22 protein-coding genes are annotated in these 25,290 nt (G+C 68.5%); 11 read left to right on the top strand and 11 right to left on the bottom strand.

Annotated elements, in window-relative coordinates:
• Positions 1 to 28: 28 nt before the first annotated feature.
• Positions 29 to 1,378, bottom strand: coding sequence for an Nramp family divalent metal transporter (locus VLA96_10145; GenBank protein HSE49555.1), 1,350 nt, complete (start codon positions 1,376 to 1,378; stop codon positions 29 to 31).
• Positions 1,379 to 1,438: 60 nt separating this feature from the next.
• Positions 1,439 to 2,125, bottom strand: coding sequence for a metal-dependent transcriptional regulator (locus VLA96_10140; GenBank protein HSE49554.1), 687 nt, complete (start codon positions 2,123 to 2,125; stop codon positions 1,439 to 1,441).
• Positions 2,126 to 2,281: 156 nt separating this feature from the next.
• Between VLA96_10140 and purD the strand changes: the two genes are divergently transcribed.
• The 3 genes from purD to VLA96_10125 all read left to right on the top strand — a co-directional run bounded on the left by purD (position 2,282) and on the right by VLA96_10125 (position 4,653).
• Positions 2,282 to 3,568 (top strand): phosphoribosylamine--glycine ligase, encoded by a 1,287-nt coding sequence (purD, locus tag VLA96_10135; GenBank protein ID HSE49553.1) that lies wholly within the window; start codon positions 2,282 to 2,284, stop codon positions 3,566 to 3,568.
• Between the two features lie 96 nt (positions 3,569 to 3,664).
• Positions 3,665 to 4,171 (top strand): 5-(carboxyamino)imidazole ribonucleotide mutase, encoded by a 507-nt coding sequence (purE, locus tag VLA96_10130; protein ID HSE49552.1) that lies wholly within the window; start codon positions 3,665 to 3,667, stop codon positions 4,169 to 4,171.
• The gene (locus VLA96_10125; protein ID HSE49551.1) at positions 4,168 to 4,653 is read left to right on the top strand and encodes a DinB family protein; all 486 of its coding nucleotides are present in this window, start codon (positions 4,168 to 4,170) and stop codon (positions 4,651 to 4,653) included. Before purE ends, VLA96_10125 begins: the two co-directional genes overlap by 4 nt.
• Before the next feature lie 43 nt (positions 4,654 to 4,696).
• On the opposite strand, the gene galU is transcribed toward VLA96_10125, so the two are convergent.
• The 3 genes from galU to mfd form a co-directional block, all read right to left on the bottom strand.
• Positions 4,697 to 5,575, bottom strand: a complete 879-nt coding sequence (galU, locus tag VLA96_10120) for a UTP--glucose-1-phosphate uridylyltransferase GalU (protein HSE49550.1) — start codon at positions 5,573 to 5,575, stop codon at positions 4,697 to 4,699.
• Positions 5,572 to 5,955 (bottom strand): four helix bundle protein, encoded by a 384-nt coding sequence (locus VLA96_10115; protein HSE49549.1) that lies wholly within the window; start codon positions 5,953 to 5,955, stop codon positions 5,572 to 5,574. Before VLA96_10115 ends, galU begins: the two co-directional genes overlap by 4 nt.
• Before the next feature lie 61 nt (positions 5,956 to 6,016).
• Positions 6,017 to 9,547 carry a transcription-repair coupling factor gene (gene mfd, locus VLA96_10110; GenBank protein ID HSE49548.1) on the bottom strand — a complete coding sequence of 1,177 codons (3,531 nt, stop codon included), beginning with the start codon at positions 9,545 to 9,547 and terminating at the stop codon, positions 6,017 to 6,019.
• Positions 9,548 to 9,611: 64 nt separating this feature from the next.
• On the opposite strand from mfd, the gene VLA96_10105 reads away from it, so the two are divergent.
• Together VLA96_10105 and hemL are read left to right on the top strand one after the other, a co-directional pair.
• Positions 9,612 to 10,421 (top strand): hypothetical protein, encoded by an 810-nt coding sequence (locus VLA96_10105; protein HSE49547.1) that lies wholly within the window; start codon positions 9,612 to 9,614, stop codon positions 10,419 to 10,421.
• Between the two features lie 27 nt (positions 10,422 to 10,448).
• Positions 10,449 to 11,741 carry a glutamate-1-semialdehyde 2,1-aminomutase gene (hemL, locus tag VLA96_10100; protein HSE49546.1) on the top strand — a complete coding sequence of 431 codons (1,293 nt, stop codon included), beginning with the start codon at positions 10,449 to 10,451 and terminating at the stop codon, positions 11,739 to 11,741.
• 85 nt (positions 11,742 to 11,826) lie between these two features.
• Here hemL and VLA96_10095 read toward each other — a convergent pair whose 3' ends face one another.
• Positions 11,827 to 12,546 carry a polysaccharide deacetylase family protein gene (locus VLA96_10095; protein ID HSE49545.1) on the bottom strand — a complete coding sequence of 240 codons (720 nt, stop codon included), beginning with the start codon at positions 12,544 to 12,546 and terminating at the stop codon, positions 11,827 to 11,829.
• 74 nt (positions 12,547 to 12,620) lie between these two features.
• Positions 12,621 to 14,834, bottom strand: a complete 2,214-nt coding sequence (locus VLA96_10090) for a bifunctional (p)ppGpp synthetase/guanosine-3',5'-bis(diphosphate) 3'-pyrophosphohydrolase (protein ID HSE49544.1) — start codon at positions 14,832 to 14,834, stop codon at positions 12,621 to 12,623.
• 243 nt (positions 14,835 to 15,077) lie between these two features.
• On the opposite strand from VLA96_10090, the gene VLA96_10085 reads away from it, so the two are divergent.
• The 3 genes from VLA96_10085 (at position 15,078) to VLA96_10075 (ending at position 17,148) form a co-directional block, all read left to right on the top strand.
• On the top strand, positions 15,078 to 15,671 hold the full coding sequence (locus tag VLA96_10085; protein ID HSE49543.1) for a zinc ribbon domain-containing protein: 594 nt from the start codon (positions 15,078 to 15,080) through the stop codon (positions 15,669 to 15,671).
• 84 nt (positions 15,672 to 15,755) lie between these two features.
• A complete protein-coding gene (locus tag VLA96_10080) occupies positions 15,756 to 16,649 on the top strand; it encodes a TIGR01777 family oxidoreductase (protein HSE49542.1) in 894 nt (297 codons plus the stop codon).
• Positions 16,650 to 16,659: 10 nt separating this feature from the next.
• Positions 16,660 to 17,148: an ATP-binding protein gene (locus VLA96_10075; protein ID HSE49541.1), complete on the top strand. Its 489-nt coding sequence runs from the start codon at positions 16,660 to 16,662 to the stop codon at positions 17,146 to 17,148.
• Between the two features lie 92 nt (positions 17,149 to 17,240).
• On the opposite strand, the gene VLA96_10070 is transcribed toward VLA96_10075, so the two are convergent.
• Together VLA96_10070 and VLA96_10065 are read right to left on the bottom strand one after the other, a co-directional pair.
• Positions 17,241 to 17,603, bottom strand: a complete 363-nt coding sequence (locus VLA96_10070; GenBank protein ID HSE49540.1) for a sulfite exporter TauE/SafE family protein — start codon at positions 17,601 to 17,603, stop codon at positions 17,241 to 17,243.
• A 12-nt stretch (positions 17,604 to 17,615) separates the two neighbouring features.
• On the bottom strand, positions 17,616 to 18,530 hold the full coding sequence (locus VLA96_10065; protein ID HSE49539.1) for a chromate resistance protein ChrB domain-containing protein: 915 nt from the start codon (positions 18,528 to 18,530) through the stop codon (positions 17,616 to 17,618).
• 56 nt (positions 18,531 to 18,586) lie between these two features.
• Here VLA96_10065 and pepE point away from each other — a divergent pair, with 56 nt between their 5' ends.
• Complete coding sequence (pepE, locus tag VLA96_10060) at positions 18,587 to 19,300, top strand: dipeptidase PepE (GenBank protein ID HSE49538.1); 714 nt, start codon at positions 18,587 to 18,589, stop codon at positions 19,298 to 19,300.
• 2 nt (positions 19,301 to 19,302) lie between these two features.
• Positions 19,303 to 20,277, top strand: coding sequence for an ornithine cyclodeaminase family protein (locus VLA96_10055; GenBank protein ID HSE49537.1), 975 nt, complete (start codon positions 19,303 to 19,305; stop codon positions 20,275 to 20,277).
• A 71-nt stretch (positions 20,278 to 20,348) separates the two neighbouring features.
• Here VLA96_10055 and VLA96_10050 read toward each other — a convergent pair whose 3' ends face one another.
• A complete protein-coding gene (locus VLA96_10050; GenBank protein HSE49536.1) occupies positions 20,349 to 21,002 on the bottom strand; it encodes a VTT domain-containing protein in 654 nt (217 codons plus the stop codon).
• Between the two features lie 39 nt (positions 21,003 to 21,041).
• Complete coding sequence (locus VLA96_10045) at positions 21,042 to 23,732, bottom strand: TonB-dependent receptor (GenBank protein HSE49535.1); 2,691 nt, start codon at positions 23,730 to 23,732, stop codon at positions 21,042 to 21,044.
• Between the two features lie 98 nt (positions 23,733 to 23,830).
• Between VLA96_10045 and VLA96_10040 the strand changes: the two genes are divergently transcribed.
• On the top strand, positions 23,831 to 25,141 hold the full coding sequence (locus VLA96_10040; protein ID HSE49534.1) for a cation:proton antiporter: 1,311 nt from the start codon (positions 23,831 to 23,833) through the stop codon (positions 25,139 to 25,141).
• Positions 25,142 to 25,290 lie beyond the last annotated feature (149 nt).

The raw sequence follows: 25,290 nt of genomic DNA, 5'->3' as shown, positions 1-25,290 counted from the left end.
GCGCTCGCCCTCGAGCGCGCGGCGCGGCCTAGCTCATCCAGTCGCGGAACGTCTGCGCCAGCAGCCACACGTTCAGCGACGCGATGAACACCGCGACCGTCCACGCCAGCGCCTTGATCCAGGCCGGGTTCACGAAGCGGCCCATCTTCTCCTTGTCGCTGGTGAACATCACCAGCGGGAAGACCGCGAAGCTCAGCTGCATGCTCAGGATGACCTGGCTCAGGATCAGCAGCTTGGCGGTGCCGCTCTGCCCGTAGAGCGCGGTCACGATCACCGCCGGCACGATGGCGATGCCGCGCGTGATCAGCCGCCGTGCCCACGGCTTCAGCCGGATGTTCAGGAAGCCTTCCATCACCACCTGGCCGGCGAGCGTGCCGGTGAGCGTGGAGTTCTGCCCGGAGGCGAGCAGCGCGATGGCGAACAGCGCGCTCGCGCCCGTCACCCCCAGCAGCGGCGTCAGCAACTGGTAGGCCTCCTGGATCTCGGCCACCTCGTTGTGCCCGCCGCGGTGGAAGACCGCCGCGGACAGGATGAGGATGGCGGCGTTCACGAACAGCGCGAAGGTGAGCGCGACCGCCGAGTCGATGTTGTGGAACTTGATGGCCTCGCGCTTCGATTCGTCGTCCGGCAGCACCTGCCGCGTCTGCACCACCGCGGAGTGCAGGTAGAGGTTATGCGGCATCACCGTCGCCCCCAGGATGCCGATGGCGATGTACAGCATCTCGCGGTTGGAGAAGATCTCCGGCGTCGGCACCAGGAAGCCGCGCGCGATGCCCGCCAGCTCCGGCCGCGAGAAGAAGATCTCCAGCGCGAAGCACGTCCCGATGATCGCGGTCAGCGCGATCACGAACGCCTCGATGTACCGAAACCCCTTGTTCTGCAGGAACAGGATGATCATCACGTCGAGCGCCGTCAGGCACACGCCCACGATCAGCGGGATGTCGAACAGCAGCTGCAGCGCGATGGCCGAGCCGATGACCTCCGCCAGGTCGCACGCCGCGATCGCGACCTCGCACAGCACCCACAGGCCGAACGAGACCGGCTTGGAGTAGTGGTCGCGGCAGGCCTGCGCCAGGTCGCGCCCGCTCACCACCCCCAGCTTCACCGACAGGCTCTGCAGCAGGATCGCCATCAGGTTCGACAGCATGATCACGAACAGCAGCGAGTAGTTGTAGCGCGAGCCCGCCGCCAGGTCGGTGGCCCAGTTGCCCGGGTCCATGTAGCCGACCGCCACCAGGAACCCCGGGCCCGCGAACGCGAGCATCTTGCGCCAGAAGCGCGCGTCCTTCGGGATCGGCATGGAGGCGTAGACCTCCGGCAGCGACGGCGAGGCCGCCGGGTAACGCCATCCGTTGATGCGGGCCGCGGGTGTGCTCATGAGATCGGGAACGTGCAGCAGCTTAGGCTGGGTATAGTAACACGAGTAAACTATAGTTAACTAGCGGCGCGTGCGGGCGCCGTTCTCCGCCGGGCCGGCCACCCACACCTTCTCCGCCACCGGCTTGCCCACCGAGACCTGCCCCGAGTCGGTCGCCACCGTGACCGTCTGGTCGTAGTTGGTGGCCACCACGCGCAGCCGGCTGCCCGGCCGCAGCTTGCGGTGCTCCAGGAACTCCAGCAGCTTGCGGTCGCGCTCGTACACGCTCCCGATGCGGTAGGTGCGGCCCGCTTCCGCCTCCGCCAGCGGGATGAGCCCGCGCTTGCGCCGCGCGGGCGCGCTTTCCGGCACCGTCAGGTTGCCGTGCGGGCACAGGCCTCCCGGCCCAAGCTTTTCCGCCAGCTTCTGCTCGAAGGCCGCCGAGACGGCGTGCTCCAGCCGCTCGGCTTCGTCGTGCACCTTGAACCACTCCATCCCGAAGATCTCCGAGAGCATGCGCTCGATGAGGTGGTGCCGCCGGATGGTCCCTTGCGCGATGCGGCGCCCCTGCGCGGTGAGCTGCACCCGGCCGTCGCGCGCCACCGAGACCAGGCCGTCTTTCTTCAGGCGGCGCAGCGCCATCGTCACCGCCGGCGGCGAGACGCTCAGCCAGTGCGCCAGCGTCGCCGAGATCACGCTCAGCCCTTCGCTCTCGGCTTCCATGATCGCCTTGAGGTAGTCCTCTTTCGAGATGGTGATACGCGGCACGGTGCGAGCATTATAGCCCCCACCTTAAGCACGGTTAACGGCGATTGACACTCCGGCGCGCCGCCCAATAGCCTAGTCGCTTCCATGTTGAGGCGTCTTGCGGGCATGGGGCCCGGGAGCCCGCAGCCGAAGTCCCGGGCGGAGCGAGGGAACTCAGTGAAGGTGCTGGTCATCGGCGGAGGCGGCCGCGAACACGCGCTGGCGTGGGCGATCCGCAAGTCTCCGCGCGTCGAGCAGGTATGGTGCGCGCCCGGCAACGCCGGCATCGCGCAGGACGCCGAATGCGTGCCGCTCGACGTGGCGAGCGTGGACGCGGCGCTGGCGCTCGCGCAGCAGCTCCAGCCGGACCTCACCGTGGTCGGCCCGGAGGTGCCGCTGACCGCCGGCGTGGTCGACGCCTTCCTCGCGCGCGGCTTGCGCATCTTTGGACCCACGCGCGCCGCCGCGCAGCTCGAATCGTCGAAGAGCTTCGCCAAGGAGTTCATGCGGCGGCACAACATCCCGACCGCCCACTACGCGGTCATCCCGGACGAGAAGGAGCTGAAGGACGCGCTGGCGCACTTCTCCGCGCCCATCGTGGTGAAGGCCGACGGCCTGGCGGCCGGCAAGGGCGTGGTCATCGCGCAGACCAAGGACGAGGCCGCCGCCACCGCGCGCGAGATGCTCTCCGGAAAGCTGCTCGGCGCCGCCGGCGCGCGCGTCGTGCTGGAAGAGTTTCTCGAGGGCGAGGAGCTTTCCTTCCTGGTGATGAGCGACGGCGAGCGCGTGGCGCCGCTGGTCGCCGCGCAGGACCACAAGCGCGTCGGCGACGGCGATACCGGCCCCAACACCGGCGGCATGGGCGCCTACTCCACCGATTCCCTGCTCGAGCCCGCGATGCGCGACTGGCTCATCCACCACGTCGCGCAACCGGTGGTCAGCGGCATGAAGGCGGAAGGCGCGGAGTATCGCGGCATCCTTTATTGCGGCCTGATGATGACGCCGCGCGGCCCGATGGTGCTGGAGTTCAATTGCCGCTTCGGCGACCCCGAGACGCAGCCCATCCTGATGCGGCTGGAGTCCGATCTCGTCGACGCCTTCGAGGCCTCGGTCGACGGCCGCGTCTCCGACGGCGACTTCAAGTGGTCGCCGGACGCGACCTGCTGCGTCGTGCTCGCCTCCGGCGGATACCCCGGCGACTTCGCCAAGGGCAAGGTCATCACCGGGCTCGACGCCGCCGCTCAGGTCGCAGGCGCCATGGTCTTCCACGCCGGGACCGCGAGGAACGCTGCCGGCGACGTGGTCACCGCCGGCGGACGCGTCCTGGGCGTCACCGCGCGCGGCGCCTCGCTCGAGCAGGCCGTCGCGCGGGCCTACGAAGCCTCCGCGCTCATCAAGTTCGACGGCATGCATTATCGAAAAGACATTGCGGCGCGAATGTTGCAACCGGCCGCGAAGAAATGATTCAACGCAGAAGCGCAAAGCGCGCCGAGGATAAGGAAGAAAGGCCTCGGCGAACTCCGCGCCTCGGCGTTGAAGAAAAACTAGAGAGAGGAACGAATGTCAGATAAGCCGCAAGTAGCGATTGTGATGGGCAGCGACTCCGACCTGGAGATCATGAACGAGGCCGCCAAGGCCCTCGAGGGCTTCGGCATCGCGTACGAGATCGACGTGACCTCGGCGCACCGCGCGCCGCGCAAGACGGGCGACTTCGCGCGCTCGGCCGCCGGCCGCGGCATCAAGGTCATCATCGCGGGCGCGGGCGGCGCCGCCCACCTCGCCGGCGTCATCGCCGCCGAGAGCACCCTGCCGGTCATCGGCGTGCCTATCCCGAGCGTCCTGAACGGCCTCGATTCGCTGCTCTCGACCGTGCAGATGCCCGCCGGCATCCCGGTCGCGACCGTCGCCATCGGCAAGGCGGGCGCCACCAACGCCGGCATCCTGGCCGCGCAGATCATCGCGCTCGGCGACCAGGCCATCGCCGAGAAGATGAAGGCGCACAAGGAGAAGCTGGCCAAGGGCGTGGAGGAGAAATCCGCCAAGCTCAAGGCCGCGCGCGGAAAATGAGCGAGCCCGGCCTCAGCTTCCGCGAGCTGCTCGACTACACCGACGCCGAGTCGCGCCGCTGGAAGGAATACTTCCAGAAGAACCCCGCGGCGTTCGAGCTCGCCACCGATGTCCGCGGCGCGAAGAACGTGCGCGAACTGGTCGCGCACATCTTCATCGCCGAGCTTATCTTCGGCTGCGCGGCGCTGGGCGAGCCGCGCCCGGATCTCGAGCAGCTGCCGCAGTCGACCGTGGACGAGGTCTTCGCCATCGGCGAAGCCGCGCGCAAGAAGATGCGTGACTTCATCGCGCAAGCGGGCGAGAAGGAACTCGCGGAACAGGCGCCCTTCGGTCCCGCCGGCCAGGTCAGCAAGCGCAAGATGCTGGGGCAGGCGCTGACGCACGGCATGCGCCACTGGGCGCAGCTCGCCACCGACCTCCGCCGCGCCGGCTACCCCACCGACTGGATGCACGATTGGATCATGAGCCCCGCGGTCCGATAGCCGGCATGAACAATCGTGAGACCACGATGAACGGTTCAGGGCGTTACAGCTTGAGGTTCTTCAGGTACTCCCGCAGCCCGTCACCCAGGTCCGGCCGCTTGAGCGCGAACTCCACCGTCGCTTTCAGGAAGCCGAGCTTGTCGCCGGTATCGTGCCGCACGCCCTCGAAGCGATAGCCCAGCAGCTTCCCCTTTTTCGCCAGCCCACGCAGGCCGTCGGTGAGCTGCAGCTCGCCGCCGGCGCCCAGCGGCGTCTTCTCGAGATATTCGAAGACGTCGGGCGTCAGGATGTACCGCCCGATGACGGCCAGGTTCGACGGCGCATCCTGCGGCTTGGGTTTCTCGACCAGGTCCCTGATCTCGTACAGCCGCCCGCCGAACTTCCCCGGCACCGGTTGCGCGTCGAGCACGCCGTACGCCGAGATGCCCGGCCCATCCACCTGCTGTGTCGCGATGACGGCCGAGCCGGTCTGCTCGTAGACCTCGGCCATCTGCTTGAGGCAGGGCGTGCGCGCGTCGATCACGTCGTCGGCGAGCAGCACGGCGAAGGGCTCGTCGCCCACCAGTTCGCGCGCCATCAGCACCGCGTGGCCGAGCCCCATGGCTTCCTTCTGGCGCACGTACGCGACGTGGATCATGTCGCTGATCTGCCGCACGATGGTCAGCAGGTCGTGCTTGCCGCGCTCCTCCAGCATCTTCTCCAGCTCGTAGCTGACGTCGAAGTGGTCTTCGATGGCCGACTTGCCGCGCCCGGTGACGATGATGATCTGGTCGCAGCCCGCCGCCAGCGCTTCTTCCACGCCGTACTGGATGATGGGCTTGTCGACCAGCGGCAGCATCTCTTTCGGCTGCGCTTTCGTCGCGGGGAGAAAGCGCGTGCCCAGACCGGCCGCCGGAAACACCGCCTTGCGAATCTTCTTCATTGCCGATCGCCAATCGCCGATTGCCGATCTTCACGGCGCTTGGAAGTCTTACGAGATGCGACCAGAATGGCCGTGAGTTGGCGAGCTTCGTCCATCAGCTTGACGAGCTTGGCCGCAGGCAGCAATCCGGCCTCAATGATCATCTCCAGCCAGAATACGGTCTCATCGGCTTCGTCTTCGGCGACGCCGAGGCGCGCGATGAACTCTGCGTGCGAACGCGCGCGACATGCCGAGCGATAGTTCGCGGCCACCGAACTGCTCGATCGGAGCACTTGTCGAGCAATCACCTGCGATGCGGCGGAGCGCGGAAGCGCATCGGCCATCTTGAACACCCGCACGGCAAACTTCCTGGTTCTTTGCTTCAACTCGGCTGGATCCATGGCGCGGCCATTCTAGTCCTGGGGCCCACCCAATCGGCAATCGGCGATTGGCAATCGGCAATCAGGCGACCCTGACTTCTTCCGCAGCCAGGTCGCTCAGCAACTCTTTCAGCCGCGTGAGCACATCTTCGGGCCGCGTCGATTTGAGCTGGAATTTCAGGATCCCTGCCGGCGTGAACTGCGCGCCGCGCTCCTGCGCCACGAAGTGCGCGAGCTTGTCGGCGTCGATGTTCGCCTTCTCGGTGAACTTCACGTTCACGACGTCGCGCCGGCGGTCGATGCCGGCCACGCCCACGCGCTCGGCCGCGAGCTTCAGCTCGGCGTAGGCTAGCAGGTTGCGGACCGCGGCCGGCATCTCGCCGTAGCGGTCGGCGAGCTCGTCGCGCACGTCGCCGAGCTGCTGCGCGGTCTCGACCGCCGCCACGCGCTTGTACATCCGCAGCCGCTGGTTCTCCTCCGCGATGTACTCCGGCGGGATGCGGATGTTGAGGCCGAGGTTCAGCTGCGTCTCGGCCGCTTCCTCGCTCACCTCGCCCTTCAGCTCGCGGATGGTGCGCTCCAGCATCGAGGTGTAGAGCTCGAAGCCGACGGCGTCGATGTGCCCGCTCTGCTCTCCGCCCAGCAGGTTCCCGGCGCCTCTTAGCTCCAGGTCGAGCGCGGCGATCTTGAAGCCGGCGCCGAGGTCCGAGAATTCCTTGAGCGCGGCCAGCCGGCGGCGCGCGATGGCGGTCAGCTCCTGCTCCGGCGGCACCAGCAAATACGCATACGCGCGGCGGTTCGAGCGCCCCACGCGCCCGCGCAGCTGGTAGAGCTCCGAGAGCCCGTGCCGGTCGGCGCGGTTGATGAGGATGGTGTTGCACAGGGGGATGTCGAGCCCGTTCTCGATGATGGTGGTGGCGATCAGCACGTCGGCCTGGTGGCGCACGAACGCATACATCACCTTCTCCAGTTCGTGCTCGCTCATCTGTCCGTGCCCGACGAGGATGCGCGCCTTCGGCGCCAGCTCGCGGATCTTCTCTGCGATCTCGTAGATGGAATCCACGCGGTTGTGGACGAAGTAGACCTGGCCGCCGCGGTCGAGCTCCTGCTCGATGGCATTCTTGATCAGCTTCTCGTCGAACGCAGCCACGACCGTCTGGATGGCGATGCGGTCCCGCGGCGGCGTCTCGATCACGCTCATGTCCCGGAGCCCGACCACCGCCATGTGCAGCGTGCGCGGGATGGGCGTCGCGCTCATCGTCAGCACGTCCACCTCCTTGCGCATCTGCTTCAGCCGCTCTTTGTGCCGGACGCCGAAGCGCTGCTCCTCGTCCACGATCAGCAGCCCGAGGTCCTGGAACACGATGTCCTTCGAGAGCAGGCGGTGCGTGCCGATGAGCACGTCGACCTTGCCCTGCGCCACGCGCTCCACGATCTCCTTCTGCTGCTTGGGCGAGCGGAAGCGCGAGATCATCTCGACCGTCAGCGGGAACTGCTTGAAGCGGTCTTGGAACGTCTCGTAGTGCTGGAAGGCGAGGATGGTGGTGGGCGCGAGCACCGCGACCTGCTTGCCGTCGCTCACCGCCTTGAAGGCCGCGCGCATCGCGACCTCGGTCTTGCCGTACCCCACGTCGCCGCACAGCAGGCGGTCCATGGGCTGCGGCGACTGCATGTCGCGCTTGATGTCGGCGATGGCCAGGTCCTGGTCCTCGGTCTCGGCGAACTCGAACGCGTCCTCGAATTCCTTCTGCCACTCGGTGTCGGCGGGGAAGGCGTGGCCTTGCGCGGTCTTGCGCGCGGCGTAGAGCTTCAGCAGCTCGTCGGCCATGTCTTTCATGGCCTTCTTCACGCGCGCCTTGGTCTTCTGCCACGCCGCCGTGCCCAGGCGGCTCAGCGCCGGCTTCGCGCCCTCCGCCGAGCGATATTTCTGGATCAGGTCGAGGCGCGTGAGCGGCACGTAGAGCTTCGCGCCCTCGGCGTACTCCAGCACCATGAACTCGGCCTTCGCGCCCTCCTGGTCGATCTCGCGCAGCCCCACGTACTGGCCGATGCCGTGCTCCACGTGCACCACGTAGTCGCCGACGGCGAGGTCGCGAAAGTCCGACATGAACGCCGCGGTCTTCGACTTCTGCTTCAGCGGCCGCGCGGCGGCAGCTTCCGATTCGTCGAACAGGTCGCGCGACCCGAACACGGTGAGCTTCGCTTCGGGCAGCTGGACGCCGTCGGGCACATACGCGCGCACCAGCACCGTCGCGAACACGTCTTCGGTGAAGTACGCGGCTTCGTCGAGGAAAGTCTCGCCGCCGGCGGTGCCGGTGCGCATCCCCATGCGGAACGGCACGTTGTATTCGGTGAAGATGTCGGCCAGCCGCTCCATCTCGCCGGTGGAGCCGGCGCAGAACAGCACGCGGCGCCCGTCCGCCGTCAGCCGCTGCACCTCTTCCACCAGCGCCGGCACGGCGCCATGAAAGCGCGGCGTGGGCTGCGATTGCAGCGTGATGGTCTCGGTGTCGCCGGTCTCGATACCGAGATGTTCCAGCGCCCCGCCGGCGCGCTGCGCGAGCGCGGCCTGCCACTCCTCGGCGGAGAGAAACAGCTCCTCCGGCTTCACCAGGTTCCCGACGCCCGACTGCTCGTGCGCGCGCTCCAGTTTCTCCCAGAAGACGTCGATCTCGGCAGTCACTTCGCTTGGCTCGTCCACGAAGACGACCGCTTCCGGCAGCAGGTCGAGCAGCGTCGCCGGAGCGCCCGCGACCGGCGCGTACAGCTCCCAGCCGGGAAAGACGCTCACGCCGGTCGCGACCACGGCCTCTTCCACCGTGGCCTGCGCGCCCGTGATGCGCCCGCCCGAGAGGCGCGCGTGGATGGCGGCCAGCGTCGCTTCGCTCACGGCGGTCTCGGTCAGCGGCAGCAGCACCGCCTCGTCCAGCGGGTTCTGCGAGCGCTGCGACGCCGGATCGAACTTCCGCAGCGACTCGAGCTCGTCGCCGAAGAACTCCGCGCGCACCGGCCGATCCATCTCGGGCGAGTACACGTCCAGGATGCCGCCGCGCACGGCGTACTGCCCCGGCATCTCGACCACGTCCACCTTCACGTAGCCGACCAGGTTCAGGTGCTCGACCAGGAGGTCGCTGTCGACGCTCTCGCCTTTGCGCAGCGTGCGCGCCAGCGCCGCGTAAGCCTCCGCCGGCCGCATCCGCATGAGCGCCGACTCCAGCGGCGCAAGCACGATCTCCGCCGCCCCCGTGGCGATCTTCCACAGCGTCGCCGCGCGCTCTTCCTGGATCTCGGGATGCGGCGACTGGTTCTCGAACGGCAGCACGTCGTAGGCCGGCAGCGCGATGGCGGCCTCCGGCTCCGCCGCGCCGGTCAGCTCGCAGAACGCGCGCACTACCGGCAGCAGCGCCTCCGCCGCCTTGTTGTTCCGGACGACGACCAGCAGCGGCTTCTGCCCCGCGCGCCGCAGCAGCGGAAGATGCAGGGCTTTGGCAGTCGGGGTGAGTCCAGCGACACGTATCCGCCCCGCGCGACCCTTCAGAGGGGGTATCGCACGCTTGAGGGCGTCAGACTTTTCCACGTCCACGAACAGTTCGCGGACGAATGGCTGGACCATGACTCAGCTTTGATTCTACCAGTGTGGCGCACGACGACGCCTGTAGGGTTTAAGATGCGGCCGCGTGAAACGCGTCATTAGAATCCGCTCCAGCACCATCCCCGGCTGGGTATGGGCATTGGTCGTGGCAAGCCCCTCGGTAGCACTCGCCGGCTACGAAGTTTGGCGGCGGACGCGCTTCGGCGAGAGTGTTCAGTGGGACATCGTTGGTTTCCTCATAGTGACCGCAGCCGTCTTGGGGCGCTGGATCATTCGGCGATCCGGCTTTGGCAGGTTCGAGGTAGACGCGCAAGAACTGAGATTCGTGCGTCCGTCCTTGTTCGGTACTAGTTCGCTGGCTGTAGGCCGTGCCGGGCTTGTCTCCCTGGCATTCAGGTTCGTGGAAAACTTCGGCAGTAGGGAAGCACTCGAGATAGTGACGGTATCCCACGGCGGCGATGAAAGGGTCTTGTCTCACACCAGCTACTATCCGCTGCTGCACGACTTGCCGGCTGTGGCGAGCGAACTCTCCGATGCCCTCGGAGTTCCAACGCGGCTCGTAGTCCGCGACACCGGAACCGGAGAGGTTGACAGACCTTGGAATGCGCCGCCTCCCACCCCGATCGGACGTAAGCTCGTCGCGCTGTCTTCTGCTGCATTGCCTTGGGTAGGAGGGTTCCTTATTTCATCTCTCTTTCCGAACCCCGGAACCGTGGCGGCTTGTGGAGCGGCCATACTCGCCGGCCTTGACGTGCTGCTCTATCGCACCCTTAAGGCCGATGCAGCCGCTCATGCTGAGCCGTTTCCCGCCGCCTCATTCTGGTCTTGGGTGATTCTCTCCCCGCTCTATTACACGGTAGCAGCGGTCCTCGCCCGCCATGCCTTCACGCGCTGATCGCGCTGCTATAGTGTTCCGTTCCCCATGCCCCGCAAGACCGACCTCTCCCGCAAGCTGCAAGAGCGCGCCGAGCGCGTGATCCCCGGCGGCGTCGATTCCCCGGTGCGCGCCTTCCGCGCCGTGGGCGGCGACCCGCCGTGGATCGTCCGCGGCTCCGGCTCGCACATGTGGGACGCCGACGGCAACGAGTACATCGACTACGTCGGCTCTTGGGGTCCGCTCATCCTCGGCCACTGCCATCCGGAAGTGACGCGCGTGATCGAGGCGGGCGCGCGCTCGGGCGCGAGCTTCGGCGCTTCCACCCCGCTCGAACTCGAGCTCGCCGAGGCGGTGCTCGACGCCTTCCCGTCGTGCGAAAAAGTCCGCTTCGTCTCGTCCGGCACCGAGGCGACGATGTCGGCCATCCGCCTGGCGCGCGGCTTCACCGAACGCAAATACCTGGTCAAGTTCGAAGGCTGCTACCACGGCCACGCCGATTCCCTGCTGGTCAAGGCCGGCTCCGGCGTGGCGACGCTCGGCATCGCCGGCTCCGCCGGCGTGCTCGACGAACTCGCGCAGTTCACCCTCGCGCTCCCCTACAACTCCGTCACCGCGGTCGAGCAGGCGTTCACGAGGTTCAAGGGGCAGATCGCGTGCGTCATCGTGGAGCCGGTGGTCGGCAACATGGGCTGCGTCCCGCCCGCGCCGGGGTACCTCGAAGCGCTGCGCGAGATCACGCGGCGCGACGGCGCGGTGCTCATCTTCGACGAGGTGATGACCGGCTTCCGCGTCTCCTACGGCGGCGCGCAGCAGCTCTACCGCATCAAGCCCGACATGACGACGCTCGGCAAGATCATCGGCGGCGGGCTGCCGGTGGGCGCCTACGGCGGCCGCGCCGAGATCATGAACACGGTCGCGCCCCTCGGCCCCGTCTACCAGGCGGGCACGCTCAGCGGCAACCCGCTCGCCATGGCCGCCGGCCTCGCGACCCTGAAGCACCTGAAGGCGCACCCCGAGCTTTACACGCGCCTGGAATCGCTCGCCGGCGTGCTGGTCGAGAAGGTCTGCGCCGCGGCAGAAGAAGCGGGCGTGAAGCTGATGGCCAACCGCGTCCGCTCGATGTTCACCTGGTTCTTCCAGCCGGGGAAAGTCACGGACTGGGATTCGGCGGCGAAGTCCGACACCGCCGCCTTCGGCAAGTGGCATCGCGCGATGCTGGAGCGCGGCGTCTACCTGCCGCCCTCGCAATTCGAGGCGGCGTTCCTCTCCGGCGCGCACACCGAAGACGAGGTGCGGCTCACGGTAGAAGCGGCGCGGGAAGCGTTTCCTTCCCTATGACTTGTCATTCCGAGGAGCGTAGCGACGAGGAATCTGCTTCTTCGTCACGAAAAGCAGATTCCTCGCTTCGCTCGGAATGACAAGCCTAAGAGTCTGGTGACGCCCGCATCTCCGGCACCGTCACGAACTCGAACCCCTCGCCCTGGTAGCGCCGGATGAGTTCATCCGTCGCCGCCACCGTGTGCACTCGGTCGGCCCCGAACGCCAAATGCCCGCCATCGTGCAGCAGGATGACGTCGCCGCCGCGGATCCGCCGCGCGGCCTTCTTCACGATGGCCTCCGGGCTCTTCGCCGACCAGTCCCAACAGGTCACCGACCACAGGATGGGCTCGAGGCCCAGCGCGCGCGCGGTCTTCAGCGTCGCTGGCCGCCGCGCGCCGAACGGCGGCCGGAACAACCTCGAGTGCGCGCCCACGGCCTGCGTGAGCGCGGCTTCCGTCTTCTTCAGCTCCGACTCGAGCGTCGCTTTCGAGGTGAACACCAGGTCGGGGTGCGACCAGGTGTGGTTGCCGACCACGTGCCCGCGCGCCGCGACCTCGCGCGCGATCTCCGGGCGCAGCTCCACGTACCGCCCGATCAGGAAGAACGTCGCTTTCACGCCATGGCGGTCGAGCACGTCCAGCAGCTTCTGCGTCCACGGATCGTTGGGGCCGTCGTCGTAAGTGAGCGCGAGCTGCTTCCCCCTTCCCGGCGTCCCGCAGAAAGCCGGACCGAACAGCTGCGACTGCGGCGCCCGCGCCCCGTAGGCGAACACACCCGCGGCGGCGCCCGCCGCTGCGACTCCGGTGATCAGTTCGGAAAGCACTGGAAGGGATTCTATTACGCGCGTTCCGGGGGCGAGCGCGCTCCACGCTTATTGCCTATCGCTTATTGCTTCCATCACACCCGCTTGTTGCGCTGCACGTCGCGCACCCCCGGCAGCTTCCGCAGCCCCGCCACGATGCGCTCCAGGTGCTTCAGGTCCTCGGTGTCGATGGTGACGTCGATGGTCGCCTGCGAATCCGCCGAGCGCGCTTCGATGTTGCGGATGTTGGTGTTGTCGTCGGAGATGACGGCGGTGACCTGCTTCAGCATGCCGGCGCGGTCGTCGCAGTAGAGCGTGAGCTTCACCGGGTAGGTGGCGGTGCCGTCCGACTTCCGCATCGCCGCCCACTCCACCGCGATGCGCCGGTCGGGCTCGTACATCAGGTTGAGCACGTTGGGGCAGCCCTTGGAGTGCACCGCGACGCCCTTGCCGCGCGTCACGTAGCCCACGATCTCCTCGCCGCGGATCGGGTTGCAGCAGCGCGCGCGATAGATCAGCAGGTCGTCGGAGCCTTTGACCTTGAGCGCACCCACCTCGGGCGTGCCGCCGAAGACCCGCCGGATCACGCTGCCCAGGCCGGAAGGCTGCGTGTCGTCGGGCGTCTGCCCCATGGATTCGGGGACGAGCCGCCCCAGCACCTGCCGCGCCGAATACTTGCCGAAGCCGATGCCGGCGATCAGGTCGTCGGGCCGGCCCAGGCCGTAGTCGCTCGCCAGCTTCTGGAAGCTCTCTTCCGAGATCTCCTTGAGCGCGACCCGGTATTTGCGCGCCTCTTTCTCAATCAGCTTGCGCCCGATCTCGATGGCGCGCTCGCGCTGGTGGATGTTGAGCCAGTGCTTGATCTTGTTGCGCGCGCGCGAGCTGCGCACGAATCCCAGCCAATCGCGGCTCGGCCGGTGGCCTTCCTTGGTCAGGATCTCCACGATGTCGCCGTTGCGGAGCTTGGTGCGCAGCGGGACCATCCGCCCGTTCACCTTCCCGCCGGTGCAGCTGTTACCCACCTCGGTGTGCACGGCGTAGGCAAAGTCCACCACCGTCGCGTCCCGCGGCAGGATCACCACCTTGCCCTTGGGCGTGAAGGTATAGACCTCTTCGGGATAGAGCTCGACCTTGAAGGTGGAGAGGAACTCGCCCGGGTCGGCGATGTCGCGCTGCCAGTCCACCACCTGGCGCAGCCACGCCAGCCGCTGCTCGTCCTTGGCGGAGACGGGCGCGCCGTCCTTGTACTTCCAGTGCGCCGCGATGCCCTCTTCCGCGATCTTGTGCATCTCCTCGGTGCGGATCTGCACCTCGAAGGGCGTGCCGCTCTCCGACATCACCGTGGTGTGCAGCGACTGGTAGAGGTTGGCGCGCGGCATCGCGATGAAGTCCTTGATCCTGCCCGGCACCGGCCGCCACATCTGGTGGATGGCGCCCAGCACCGCGTAGCAGTCCTTCACCGACGCGGTGACGATGCGGATGGCCAGCAGGTCGTACACCTGGTCCACCGCGATGCGCTGCCGCTGCAGCTTCTGGTAGACCGAGTAGAGCCGCTTGATGCGGCTCTCCACCTTGGCCGCGATGCCGTTCTCCTTCAGCTTCTCGCGGATGACGCCCTCGATCTGGTCGAGGAACTGCTCGCCGCGCTTGCGGCGCGCCTCCACCGCTTCGCGGATCTGCTTGTAAGCGATGGGGTCGAAGTACTGGAAGGCGAGGTCTTCGAGCTCGCCGCGCACTTTGCCCATGCCCAGCCGGTGCGCGATGGGCGCGTAGATCTCCAGCGTCTCCTTGGCGATCTGCTCCTGGCGCTCCGCCGGCAGCGCGGCCAGCGTCCGCATGTTGTGCAGCCGGTCGGCCAGCTTGATGAGGACGACGCGGATGTCGTCCACCATCGCCAGGATCATCTTGCGCAGGTTCTCGGCCTGGCGCTCCTCGCGGGTCGCGAAATCGATCTTCGAGATCTTGGTGACGCCCTCCACCAGCTGCGCCACCTGCTCGCCGAACTCCTTCTTGATGTCCTCGGTGGTGACGGTGGTGTCTTCGACGGAGTCGTGCAGCAGCGCGGCGGCGATGGCGGTGGGGTCGAGCTTCAGCTCGGCGAGGATGCCGGCGACTTCCAGCGGATGCGTCAGGTACGGCTCGCCCGAGGCCCGTGACTGGCCCTTGTGGTGCTCGAGCGAGTAGTCGTAGGCCTTGCGAATGATCTCCACGTCGTCGTTGGGACGGTTCGCGCGCACCTTCTTCAGCAGGTCGCGGAACTTGGTGACCGTGAGTACGTTCGTGGCGATCTGATGACGGAGCGTCGCCATCTAGAAGATCTCCACCGAGGCGGCGAGGCCGGCTTGCCCGCCGAGCCGCCTGCCCAAAGGCCGAAGGGCAGCTCGCGCCGCGAGATCGCTCAGCGGTTCTAAGGAAAAAGAAGCCGCGATCGGATGTCGCAACGTGGCCATACTGGATTATAGCGAGTAAATCTGCGGCTCCCCGCGATTCCCTCTTGCCGGAACCGCCCACAGCACGGATAATCCCGCCGCTCCCGGGGGAGGATCCGCCCTATGTTCTGCGCGAACTGTGGAACGAAGAACGCCGATTCTGCCGCGACGTGCACGACCTGCGGCAATACGCTGGCCCGGCCCGTTTTGGCGCTGCGCCGCGAGGGAGACAACCTCGTCATCCCTATCGGCGCCTCGCTGCCGCCCTATTGCGTGAAGTGCGGCCAGCCCTCCGCCGGCGTCGTGAACAGGAACTTTGGCTGGCACCAGCCCTGGCTGTATCTGCTCATCCTCTTCCCCGGACTGCTGATCTACGCCATCGTGGCCACCATCGTGATGAAGCGCCAGAAGATCCAGGTGCCGCTCTGCGACCCGCATCGTCAGCGGCGCCGCATGTACCTCGGCATCGGCTGGCTCCTGTTCCTGGGCTGCATCCCGGCGGGCATCTGGGTCGGCACCAGCGGCCCGGACATGGACGGTTGGGGAATGCTGGTCGGCTTTGGCGCATTCTTCGCCTCGCTGGTGCTGTTCGTCCTTGGCTCGCGCGTGATGGCGCCGAAGGTGATCACCGACGTTGCTGGTACGTACGGCGGCGTGAGCCCGGCGTTCCTGCAGTACGTCGAGATGCAGCCCCAGACCGCCGGCGCAGGCCGGTAGCGCAGGGGTTCAACTTCTGGAGGCGCGCTCCAAGCGCGCGTTCAACTCTTTGCGCGCGGGGCGCGCCGCGTTCGACAATAGCTCATGCATATCGCCGTGACGGGAGCTGCGGGATTCGTAGGGTCGGCCCTGGTGCCGGCGCTGGTGTGCGACGGCCACCAGCTCATCCGACTGCGCCGCGAGCCCCCCGCCCCCGGCGCGCCCGAGGTCTACTGGGACCCCGCCGCGGGGCCGCTGCCCTCGCTCTTCGAGGGCTTCGACGCCGTCATTCACCTCGCGGGGGAGAACATCGCCGGCCGCTGGACGAGCGAGAAGAAGCGGCGCATCTATGAGAGCCGCGTCACCGGCACGCGCCAGGTCGCCGAGTCGCTCGCCGAGATGGTGAAGCCCCCGCGCGTGCTGGTGATGGCCTCCGCCATCGGCTACTACGGCGATCGCGGCGACGAAGCGCTGACCGAGCAGAGCGCGCCGGGCAAGGACTTCCTGGCGCAGGTCGTGCAGGGATGGGAAGCGGCGGCGGAGCCGGCGGAGCGCGCCGGCATCCGCGTGGTCAAGCTGCGGCTCGGCGTCGTGCTGGCGAAGCACGGCGGCGCGCTGCCGCGCATGCTCACGCCCTTCAAACTCGGCCTGGGCGGCAACATCGGCAGCGGCCGCCAGTACTGGAGCTGGGTCACGCTCGCAGACGTGGTTGCCGCCTTCCGCTTCGCGCTCGCGACGGAAGCGCTGCGCGGCCCGGTGAATGTCGTCGCGCCCGAGCCCGCGCGCAACGCCGACTTCACGCAAGCGCTCGGCAAGGCGCTCCATCGCCCCACCATCTTTCCCATGCCCGCCTTCGCGGCGCGGCTCGCGCTCGGCGAGATGGCCGAAGCGCTGCTGCTCGCTAGCCAGCGAGTCGTGCCGGCCAAGCTCGCGGCCGCAGGATTTCAGCCCCAGCATCCTCGACTGGACGAGGCGCTGGCGCGTATCCTGAGCGCTTGAAGGAGCGGCCATGCCCGACGAGCGCTTTCCCGAGTGGGAGTTCGATCCCGACAGCCTGCGGGTGAAGGTCGACGTGACCGTCGCCGCGGACCTGGAGCACGTCAACGACGTGGTCGACGGCGTGCTCGGCATGATGCGCGCCATGCAGTGCGGCTGCGGCAAGGAGTTCGAGGTCGAGACCGCGCTGCGCGAATCGCTCGCCAACGCCATCATCCACGGATGCAAGAACGATCCTGGCAAGAGCGTGCAGTGCACGATCGCGTGCGACGAGGAGCGCGGCATGCTCATCGTGGTGCGCGATCCCGGCGAGGGCTTCGACCCGGCGCAGCTTCCCAATCCCACCCAGGCCGAGAACATCTTCGCCGACCACGGCCGCGGCATCTTCATGGTCAACCGCCTCATGGACCGCGTCTCGCACCACGCCGGCGGCACCGAGATCCGCATGCTCGTCAAAGGCGGCAAGCCGTGCGCCGAAGCCGACGTCTTCGAGAAGAGCTAGAAAGAAGACTTCAGACCTCAGTCTTCCGCTAGAGCGATGGCCGCGGCTGTGAGCGGTCTTCGGCTGAAGCCTGAAGTCTGACGTCGGAAGACTTATTTTTGGAAGAACATCTTCACCGCGACCGCGGCCAGCACCACCGCGAAGGTGCGCCGCAGCGCGACGTTGGAGAGCGTCTGCGCCCAGTGCCCGCCGAAGTAGGCCCCGATGAGCACCCCGACGGCCATCAGCAACCCGACTTTCAGGTTCACGTTGCCCGCGCGATAGTACTCCATGATGGCAAAGATCCCGCTGGGGCCGAGCAGCATCACCAGCGACGTCCCCTGCGCCATCTTCTGGTCCATGCCGAAGGCGTACACCAGGAGGGGGACGGCGATGACGCCGCCACCCACGCCGATCAGCCCGGCGAACATTCCCACGCCCAGCCCTGTGAGCAATGCCATCACGATGAGCAGCATGTCTTTCCTCCTTTACGCGAGCGAGCGGTAGAGCCCGCCGATCAGCTCTGCGCCCTTGTCGAGCAACTCCTGGTCCGGCATGCCGGCCGTAGCCCAGCCCTTCAGGATGCGGTCGATGGTGATCGCTTCCGTGCGGCCGTACTTCTCGTCCTTCAGGTCGGCGTCGTGGACCATCTCGGCCAGCAGCCGCAGCCCCCGGCCGCGCAGCTTGAATCCGCTCACCAGCGTCTCGAAGGTGCAGTGGTCGCCGCGATGGCCGAACCCGCCCGGCTGGTACATGTCGAACGGGATGGCTTCCGGCACGGCCGCCGCATCGCCCGCGAAGCGGAAGCGCGCCTTCGGGTCGATGAAGTTGCGGATCAGCCAGGCGGACGAGCAGCGGTCGATGCCCGGCCGCGGACGCGTGAGCCACACGCGCCCGGTAAACCCTTTCCTGGACGCCTTGCCCGGCGCCACCCTGGCCGGCGCCCCGCCCGCCAACTGCTGCAACGCTGCTTCCGCACGTTCGCGCATCGGACCTCCAAAGTAGTCGGTGTCGGTGATCTCCTGCATGCGCTTGCGGAGCCGCGCCAGCCCCGCCTGGCGGGAACGCGCGTCGGCGCGCGCCAGCGCCTTCGCGTCGCCGAGCAGGCGGGCGTAGTCGGCGCGCCGCGCCGCGACAAAGCGCGCGCGCAGCGCCCCGGGCTCCAGGCCGCCGACGGTGCGCACCCCCAGCACCGACGCCTCCCCGCGGTAGTGCCGCACCGCCTCCGCCAGCCACTCGAAGCGCTCGCGGTTCTCCGGCGAGTCGGGCAGCAGGTGGCCGCCGGGCCCGAGCGGCAGCGCGCCGGCGCGCTTCAGCCGCCGCCACACGTCCACGCGCCCGCTGGCCTGCTTGCTCGGCAGGCGAAACAGCAGCACCAGCCAGGTCGGGATCGCCTCTGCCATAGACTGATAGTACTATATCGTTTTGTGTTATATATCTAACATTCACGGAGCCGCCCATGCAGACCCAGCTCCTCCTCGTCAGCAACTCCACCGTGTTCGGCCGCGGATATCTCGACCATGTCGCCGAGGAGCTCCGCGAGCTGCTGCGCGGCGTCCGCCGCGTCCTGTTCGTTCCCTACGCGCTGTTCGACATGGACGCCTACGCCGCCAAGGCCCGCGCGCGCTTCGCCGCGCTCGGCATCGCGCTCGACTCCATCCATGACGTCGCGCCCGAGCGCCGCCCCGCCGCCGTTCAGCAGGCCGAAGCGCTCTTCATCGGCGGCGGCAACACCTTCCGCCTGCTCAACGCGCTCTATTGCGACGATCTGCTGGTGCCCATCCGCGAACGCTTCGCCCAGGGCATGCCGTATGTCGGCTCGAGCGCCGGCGCCAACGTCGCGGGTCCCACCATCAAGACCACCAAGGACATGCCCATCGTCCAGCCGCCTTCCTTCGACGCGCTCGGCCTCTTCCCTTTCCAGATCAGCCCGCACTTCCTCGACCCCGACCCGAACTCCCGGCACATGGGCGAGACCCAGGAGGAGCGCATCATCCAGTTCCTCGAAGAGAACACGACGCCGGTCGTCGGGCTGCGCGAAGGCTCGTGGATCGTGCAGTGCGGCGAGGTGGCGGAGCTGCGCGGGCCGCTGCCGGCGCGCACCTTCCGCCGCGGGCGCGACCCGTTCGAAGCCGCTCCCGGAACGGACCTGGTGCGGCTGCTGCGGAGCTGACCATGGCGAGACCGACCCTGTTGCTCTCCGCCGCCGAGACCGCCGCGGCCCTCGACATGGCCGCCTGCATCGCCGCGGTCGAGGAGGGTTTCCGCGCGCTCGGCGAAGGGCGCACGCCGCCTTCGGAAGTCCTCGCCCTCCACAGTGAGCAGGGCAGCATGCACGTGAAGGCCGCGCGCTGGCAGGGCTACTTCGTCGTGAAGGCGAACGCGAACTTTCCCGGTAATCCTGCGCAGCACGGGCTGCCGGCGATCCAGGGCGTCGTCGTGCTGTGCGACGCCGCCACCGGCGAGCTGCTCGCGCTGATGGACTCGAGCACGCTGACCGCGCTACGCACCGGCGCCGCCACCGCGGTCGCAGCGCAGTATCTCGCGCGCCGTGATGGGCGGGTCGCGGCCATCTGCGGCTGCGGCAAGCAGGCGTGGTGGCAGCTCCAGGCGCTGCGCGCCGTGCTGCCGCTGGAGCGCGTCTTCGCGTTCGACACCGACCCCGCCGCCGCCGAGCGCTTCGCCGAGCGCGTGCGACACGAGACGCAGCTCGAAGCGCGCGCCGCGCCGTTGGACGAGGCCGTTCGGTCCGCCGACGTCATCGTGACCTGCACCCCCGCCCGCCGCTTCTTCCTGCTCGCCGACGACGTGCGCCCCGGCGCCTTCGTCGCCGCCGTGGGCGCCGACAACGAACACAAGCAGGAGATCGAGCCGCGCCTGTTCTCGCGCAGCAAGGTGGTGTGCGACAGCGCCGCGCAATGTGCCCGCATGGGCGACCTGCATCACGCCCTCGCCGCGGGCGCCATCCACCCCGGCGCGGTGCACGCCGATCTCGCCGAGGTCGTTGCCGGAAAGAAGAGCGGACGCCTCTCCGGCCAGGAGATCACGCTGTTCGACAGCACCGGCATCGCGCTCGAAGACGCCGCGGCAGCAGCGCAGATCTACGAGCGCGCGCTCACTGCACGCGCAGGAACCGAATTCCGCTTCTGAAATCTGCTGAGGAACCCCAGGAACGCGGCCGAACGTCAAAGGCCGCGGCCGAGGGCGGCCGCGGTATCCCATCATGCTGCGCGCCGCGCCGGTCTCACGCCGCGACGCGGCTTCCGCTTGTGCCACCACCACGCTCCCAGCGCCGCCAGCGCGCTCACCACGGCCAGCGCGATGCCCGCCCACAGGATGGGCTTGTAGTAGCGCGAGAAGAACCCGAGCAGCTGCCTGCTGTAGTGCGCTCCCAGCCAGGCAACGAGGAAGTAGCGGATCCCGCGGCCGATGGCGAGCGAGGCGAAGAAGCGCCGCAGCGGCAGCTGGAGCGCACCCGCGGCGGCCAGGAAGGGTGACAGCGGGAATGGCGGCGGGATGAGCGCCGGCACGATCAGCGCCCACGGCCCGTGCTTCTCGAAGCTGTGGTTGATCTTCTTCAGGCGCTCCTTCGATACCTTCTTCTCCAGCCCTTCCTTGCCGCCCTTGCGTCCAAGGCGATACGTCGGGTAGGCGCCGGCCATCCCGCCGATGGTCGCCATGATCGCGTAGTACCACCACCAGCTGGGATGACCGGCCGCGAGCACGATCGTCAGCAGGTCCATGCTGCCCGGCATCGGGATGACGGAGTTATCGAGGAAGGCGAGCAGGATGAGCCCCGGTCCGCCGAGGTGGACGAGCCATCCCCAGGCGGACTTCTTCGCCGCTTCGGTGCCTGCCGCCGCGAGCCAGTACATGGCTGCTTAGAGGTGCGCCGGGCGCGGGATGTTGGCGGCTCAGAAGCTGACGCGGTAGAGCACAGTGAGGGAGCGCCCGGGGGCGTCGACCCCCCAGCTGATGCCGCGGTACGTGCGGTCGCCGATGTTGCTGAAGTCGAGCATCAGGCTCTGGCGCTCGCCCAGGCGCACGCCGCCGCGGAGATTGAACGTCACGTAGCCGGGGACCGCGGCATAGAGCGGCGCCGCGAGCAGGCCCGGCCCGAGCACGCGGAGCTGCACCTCCGCCAGCGTCTCGCCGGTCGCGAGCAGCACGTCGTCGGGCGTGCCGAAGGCGAGGTCCGGGCCGGGGCCGGTCCAGCCGCGCACGGTGGCCCCGCGGCGGAAGAAGTTGGCGATCTGTGCGGCGCTGCGCATCGCGCCGGTGCGGCGGTCCTCGAGGTCGAGGGTCGAGAGGCGGTCCTGGCGCGCGGCGGCGTGCAGGTAGGGCTCGACCCACCAGCGCGACTTGGCGTCGCTGTAGCGGACGTGGAAGTAGCCGTCGGGCGCAGGCGTCCCGCCCTCGATGTTGGGCGGCGATCCGGTGCGCTCGTCGGCAGCGTGCAGGTACGTGGCGAGCCCGCCGAAGGACCAGCGCGCGTTCAGTGTGACCTCGGTGCGGTGCTCCACACCCCAGATGCGCGCGTCGTCGAAGTTCGCGCGCACCAGCACCGGGTTGGTGGCGGCGGCGACGAAGACGGCGCCGCCCGGCGTCTGCGCCGTGATGGTCTCGCCGCCGATCGCAGTGCCGACCGCGCCCGCCGGCAGGATGAGCGCCTGCTTGGTGATGTTGTCGTCGATCTGGTTGACGAACACCGCGGTCGAGGAGTTGAGCCAGCGCGTGGAGATGCGCACGCCGCCCTCGTAGCTCATGCTGGTCTCCGGCTCCACCTGCACGACCGGCCGCCCGGTGGAGAGGGCGGTGGCGGCGGCGGAGTCGCCGATGGTGGCGCCGAGGCCGGCGACCTCGGGCGCGGCGACCTCGAAGCCGGAGCCGGTGAGGCCGAGCGTGCCGAGGTCGGTGATGTGCGGCGCGCGGAAGCCGCGGCTGAAGTTGCCGTAGAGGCTGAGCCAGGGCGCCGGCGTCGCGAGCACGGCGGCGCGGAAGGTGACGTCGCTGGTGCGCAGCGCGTCGTTGGGCCAGAGCGGCGGCGCCAGCGGGCTGTCGGCCGCGCGCGCGCGGTACGAAGCCGCGCTGTAGCGCACCGCGCCCACGAACTGCAGCTTCTGCGGGATGGCCTGCCACACGTCCTGCAGGTACGCGCCGCCGCTGCGGTAGAGCGCGTTGTCCGGCACGCGGCCGCGGCGGACGGCGACCGTGCCCGTGACCGGGTCGAAGGCGTAGGCGGGCGCGCGCACGCGCTCGTGGTAGTACTCGGCCCCGAAGATCAGGTCGTGGCGCGCCAGCTTCTTGTCGAGCAGTCCGTGGACGCCGTGCACCGAGGTCCGCTCGCGCTCGTGCGTGATGGCGCCGCTGGGATTGCCCTGCCCGCCCTGGTTCACGCGCTCCTCACGCTGCGCGTTGAAGGAGTAGCCCACGCTGGCGCGCGTGAACCAGCCGGCGTTGAGCCGCTCGAAGCGCGCGTAGAAGAAGTCGTCCATCAGGTTGCGCAGGTCGGCGACCAGGTTGCCGTCGCCGCCCAGCAGTTGGTCGTAGCGCTCGCCGCCGTCCTGCTGCCCGCGGCTGTAGTGCGCGGTGAAGTAGGAGTCGGTGGCGGGCGTCCAGTAGAGCTTGGCCATGCCGCCGTAGGCGGTGAAGGCGGTGTCGGGCAGGCGCGGGCCGAAGAACAGGTCCGAGGGCAGCCCGAAGAAGCGCGTGACGGCGGCGTGCGAGTCCACGCCCTGCCCGGGACGCAGGCGGTTCGCGCGGCGCGCATCGAGGTTCGCGACCACGCCGGCGCGCTTGCCGCCGGCCGTGACCTGCGCGCTCGAGCCGTAGCCGGCGTCGGCCACGCTGGCCAGCGCGGTCCACGCGCCGTGGAACTGCAGCCCGTCGGTCCCGATCGGCGGCGCCAGCGTGAGCAGCTGCACGGTGCCGCCGAGCGAGTCCGAGCCGTACTGCGCGCTGTTGGGGCCGCGCAGGACCTCGATGGCCTCCAGGTTCGAAACGCTGTTCAGGTTGAGGAAGGTGTTGACGCCGCCGCGCGCCGCCGCCGTGGAGTAGCGGACGCCGTCCACGAACACGTTGACCTTGTTGCCCGTGAGCCCGCGCACGAAGATGCCGCCCATCACCGGCGCGGTGCGCTGCATCGCCAGGCCCTCTTCCTCCTGCGCCGCCTGCACCAGCACCAGCGGCGCGCGCAGCTCCATCTGGCTCGCGCTGATGACGTTGGTCGCCTGCGAGACGGCGGAGATCTCCTCCACCTCACCGGCCAGCGCCGTGACCGTGACCTGCTGCGCGACCGGCGCGATCGTCAGCCGGACCTCGAGCGCCTTCCCCTGCGGCACGCGCACCGCCAGCCGCTGCGCGCTGAATCCCGGCGCTTCTACCTGCAGCACGTAGTCGCCGGCGTGGATGGCGGTGAGGCGAAAGCGTCCGTCGCTCGCGCTCGAGGCTTCGGCGACCTTGGCGGTGCTGGACAGCAGGCTCACGCGCGCGCCCGCGACCGGGGCCTCCTCGCCCGAGGTCACGCGGCCCTGCACGTCATCCGCGAAGGCCCCGGGCAGGGCGGCGAGGCAGAGCCACAGGCCGGCACAGAGGCGTCGCAGCATGGCCTTCAGAGTGTCAACCAGCCGGCGCGCGGCGGTCAAACGCCGCGAGGCAGCATGGCTGCTGCTCTGCTCATCAGATTGGGTGCGGTCCTGCCCTCATGTCGGAACACGAGATCGGCTCTCTTACCCTCGTCCTGCTGTTGATCCTCGGCCTGGCACACCTGCTGGGGTGGCTGTTCGTGCGCCTGCGCCAGCCGCGCGTCGTCGGCGAGATCTTGGCCGGCGTGCTGCTCGGCCCCTCGCTGCTGGGACATTTTGCCCCCGGCCTGTTCGCGCGCCTGTTCGAGACCGGCACGCCCGCCGGGGCGAAGTACCAGGTCGTCGTCGGGTTCGTCTACAACCTCGGACTGCTGCTGCTGATGTTCCTCTCGGGCGCGGAGACGCGCCAGCTGTTCTCGCGCGAGGAGCGCAAGGAGGTCGGCTGGCTGGTCTCGGTCGGGACCGGCACGCCCTTCCTGCTCGGCCTCGCCATCGCGCCGTTCCTGGCGCTCGACGCTCTCAGCGGACCCAACGGCAATCGCTGGTCGGTGGTGCTGGTGCTGGCCATCGCGGTCGCCGTGACGTCCATCCCGGTCATCTCGCGCATCTTCGCCGACCTCAAGATCCTGGGCACGCGCTTCGCGCGGCTCGTGCTGGGTGTTGCGGTGATCGAGGACATCGTGCTGTGGGCGGCGCTGGGAGTCGCCACCGCGCTCGCCGGCCAGGCCGCGCTCGACGCGCTCGGCATGGGCGCGCACGTCGCCAAGACGCTGGCCTTCTTCCTGCTCGGCCTCACCGTGGCGCCGCGCCTGGTGAAGCGCTTCAACAAGGCGCGCTTCAACGTCTTCGCCTCGAACTCGCCGGTCGGCTACGTGATGGCCGTCCTGCTGGCCTACTGCGCCGTCGCGGGCGCGCTCGGCGTCAGCCTGGTGTTCGCCGCCTTCCTCGCCGGATTCGCCGTCGTCCACAAGAAGCGCCGGCTGTTCGCGGAATCGCTTGAGGCCATCGGCAAGTTCAGCTTCGCGGTCTTCATCCCCATCTACTTCGCCATCGTCGGCTGGCGGCTCGACCTCTCGAAGTCGTTCGCCTTCGGCATGCTGGCGCTGTTCCTGGTCGGGAGCTGCGTGCTGAAGCTGGTCTCGGTCGCGGCGGGCGCGCGCCTCGCGGGCTTCCGCGGGCTCGACATCGTGAACCTCGCCGTCGCCACGAACGCCCGCGGCGGCCCCGGCATCGTGCTGGCCTCGGTCGCCTACGACGCCGGCATCATCAACGCGGCCTTCTACACCACGCTGGTCCTGTCGGCGGTGCTCACCTCGCAGGCCGCGGGCGCGTGGCTGGAGTACGTCCTGCGCAAGGGCTGGCCGCTGCTGAAGGACGAGAAGGTGGAAGCCGCTCCGGCCGCGGTTCCCGCGCCCGAGATCGCGGCCTAGCTCCGCCCCTTCGGGGCTCGAATCCTCGTCGCCCTGTCCTCCCAGCCCTTCCGGGCCGGGCTATTGGCGACCGCGACTTCGGCGCTCGCTCGTTCGCCCATCAGAATCTTTGCCCAGGCGAGAACGCGCGTAGCTCGACCGGCAGCTCC

This window comes from Terriglobales bacterium, from assembly GCA_035457425.1.
Classification (GTDB): domain Bacteria; phylum Acidobacteriota; class Terriglobia; order Terriglobales; family Acidobacteriaceae; genus JACPNR01.
Note: the sequence above shows the minus strand (reverse complement) of the source record. Positions and strands in the feature narration are given on the sequence as shown.